2 protein-coding genes and 1 pseudogene are annotated in these 2,439 nt (G+C 75.2%); 1 reads left to right on the top strand and 2 read right to left on the bottom strand.

Features of this window, described 5'->3' with window-relative positions:
* A pseudogene (locus ACTUAL_RS14920) lies at positions 1 to 332 on the top strand (hypothetical protein); the annotation flags it as partial.
* A gap of 137 nt (positions 333 to 469) precedes the next feature.
* On the opposite strand, the gene ACTUAL_RS14915 reads toward ACTUAL_RS14920, so the two are convergent.
* Positions 470 to 1,510 (bottom strand): NAD(P)-dependent alcohol dehydrogenase, encoded by a 1,041-nt coding sequence (locus ACTUAL_RS14915; protein WP_440900665.1) that lies wholly within the window; start codon positions 1,508 to 1,510, stop codon positions 470 to 472.
* On the bottom strand, positions 1,507 to 2,145 hold the full coding sequence (locus ACTUAL_RS14910) for a TetR family transcriptional regulator (RefSeq protein ID WP_232519860.1): 639 nt from the start codon (positions 2,143 to 2,145) through the stop codon (positions 1,507 to 1,509). Before ACTUAL_RS14910 ends, ACTUAL_RS14915 begins: the two co-directional genes overlap by 4 nt.
* Positions 2,146 to 2,439: the final 294 nt, after the last annotated feature.

Here is a 2,439-nt window from a genome sequence, read left to right as displayed (position 1 = left end):
CGGAGCTGCTGGCCCGCGCCGCCGGGCTCGCCGTCGACCTCGGCGCCGACCTGGTGGAGCTGCCCCCGGTCGCCGACCACGCGGCGCAGGCCGACGTGATCGCCGGGTGCGCCATCCCGGTGCTGGTCGCGGTCACCCACCACCGGGTGGACGCGGAGACCGTCGCCGAGGCGCGGCGCGCGCTGGCCGCCGGGTCCGGTGGCATCACGGCCGGGCAGGCGGTCGCGGACTCGGGCGACCCGGCGGCGCTGGCGCGCGTGCTGGCGAACGTGGTCCACGCCGACGCCCCGCGCGGCATCCCGTCCGCCCGCAGCCGCCCGCACGGGGTCTGAGCCAGCCGTCGCCCGAAAGGGGTTCACCCGGTCGTGGGCATGGCGAAGCGGCCCGGTGGCCGCCACCACCGGACCGCTCCACGTCCACCCCGAGCCGCGAGCGGGCGCGCCGAGGGGCGGCGCGCCCGTCGCAGGACTCAGCCGCGCGGCAGCACGACCGCGCGCCCGCGCACCTGACCGGCGTGCAGCCGCTCGTAGGCCAGCGGGGCCTCGTCGATGCCGAAGGTCTCGGTGTGCACGGTCAGCGCGCCGGACCGGGCCAGGTCCAGCACCTCGATCAGCTCGCCCCGGCTGCCCCAGTACGGGGTGGACACCGACACGTCGAACGGGATGGTGCCGAAGCCGACCGGCACGGTGCCGCCGCCGATGCCGACCACGGTCAGGTCGCCCTCGACCGCGACGACGCCCGCCGCCGTGGCCACCGTCGGGCCCACGCCCACGAAGTCGAGCACGACCTCGGCGCCCAGGCCGCCGGTCAGCTCGCGCACGGCCTTGGTGGCGTTCGCGTCGGACAGCACGGTCTCGTGCGCGCCGACCGCCGCCGCCAGCTCCAGCTTCTCCTTCGACACGTCCAGCGCGATCACGCGGGCCGCGGTGGTGGCGCGCAGGATCTGGATGGCCATGTGGCCCAGGCCGCCGGTGCCGATGACCACGGCGGTGCTGCCGGGGACCAGCTTGGGCAGCGACTTCTTGATCGCGTGGTACGGCGTGAGGCCCGCGTCGGTGAGCGGGGCGGCCGAGATCGGGTCGAGGTCGCCCAGCGGCACCAGGTGGCGGGCGTTGTCGATCAGCATGTACTCGGCCATCGCGCCGGGCGCGCCCAGTCCGGGCGGGTTGATGCCCAGCTCGGCGGCGCGCAGGCAGTAGTTCTCCTTGCCCTCGGCGCACTTGGCGCACGAGCCGCAGCCCTGCGGGCCGTAGACGGCGACCATCTCTCCGACCTTCAGGCCCGTGACGCCCTGGCCGAGGGCGGCGACCTTGCCGACGCCCTCGTGGCCCAGGGTGAGGGGGAAGCCGTAGCCGTAGACCTCGGCGGGCCACTCCATCACGGCGATGTCCGAGTGGCACACGCCCGCGGCGGCCACCTCCAGCACGACCTGGCCGGGACCGGCCTCGGGGTCGGGGACGGTGACGACCTCGGGGGCCTTGCCGATCTCGCGGTACTGCACAGCCTTCATGGCGCACTCCACTGCGTTGTAGGTATGGCGAGCGCCCCGACCAGGGCGTCGAACGCGCGGTCCACCAGCACGGGCAGCTCCTCGTCGCCGAAGAGCCACAGGCGGGTCGCCGCCACCAGCGCGCCCGCGCCCGCGCCGACCACCACGGCGGGCCGCAGGTCGTCCTCGGGCACGCCCATCCGCTCCGCGAGCACCCGCACCGACTCGGCCTCGGCGAGAGCCCGGAGGTGGTGGTGCGCGCCGAACAGCGTGGGCTCCCGCTCGGTCAGCCGCAACAGGTCGCGGACGCCGGGGCGGCGGTGCCAGGCGGGTTCGTCCTCGTCGTCGAGCCAGTCCCGGACGGCGGCGCGGTAGGCCGTCACCGGGTCCTCGCCCTCGGGGCGGGCCCGCAGGGCGGCGTTGATCCGGTCGCCGTCGGCCCGCACGCCGTCCAGGACGGCGGTCTCCTTGCCCGCGAAGTAGCGGCTGAAGGTGCGCCGGGTGACGTCGGCCCGGTCGGCGATCTCCTCGACGGTGACCGCGCGCAGTCCGCGCGCCACCACGAGCTCCACCGCCGCCGAGGCGAGTGCCTCCCGCGTGCGCAGGGTCTTCCGCTGCCTCCGGCCGTCCACGACCGGCTCTGGTCGAACGCTCACGGGACAAGCGTACTGCTGGAATGTCCCAGTGGGACAGTTGTCCCGGTGTGACATGCGGATCAGTGCATGGGTACTTGCGGAAACGGTGTTGATCAGGCATACGGGGGTGCGGGCTCGCGGCTGGACGGGGGAGTGGAGCGCGGTCCGGCGGTCTCGCCGCAGGACGTACGATCAGCGCGGCGAGGCAGGCCGTCAGCCGCCACGCCGTCGTGCCGGGGCAGACTGGGGTCTCCGCCGGAGAGCCGAACCCCGCAGGAGACGAGCGTGCGCGAGCGGATGACGCCCACCGGCGAG

Source organism: Actinosynnema sp., assembly GCF_052038725.1.
Note: the sequence above shows the minus strand (reverse complement) of the source record. Positions and strands in the feature narration are given on the sequence as shown.

Excerpts from the sequence above, each read along its gene's own strand:
- ACTUAL_RS14915 (WP_440900665.1), bottom strand. The coding sequence starts at position 1,510 with ATGAAGGCTGTGCAGTACCGCGAGATCGGCAAGGCCCCCGAGGTCGTC.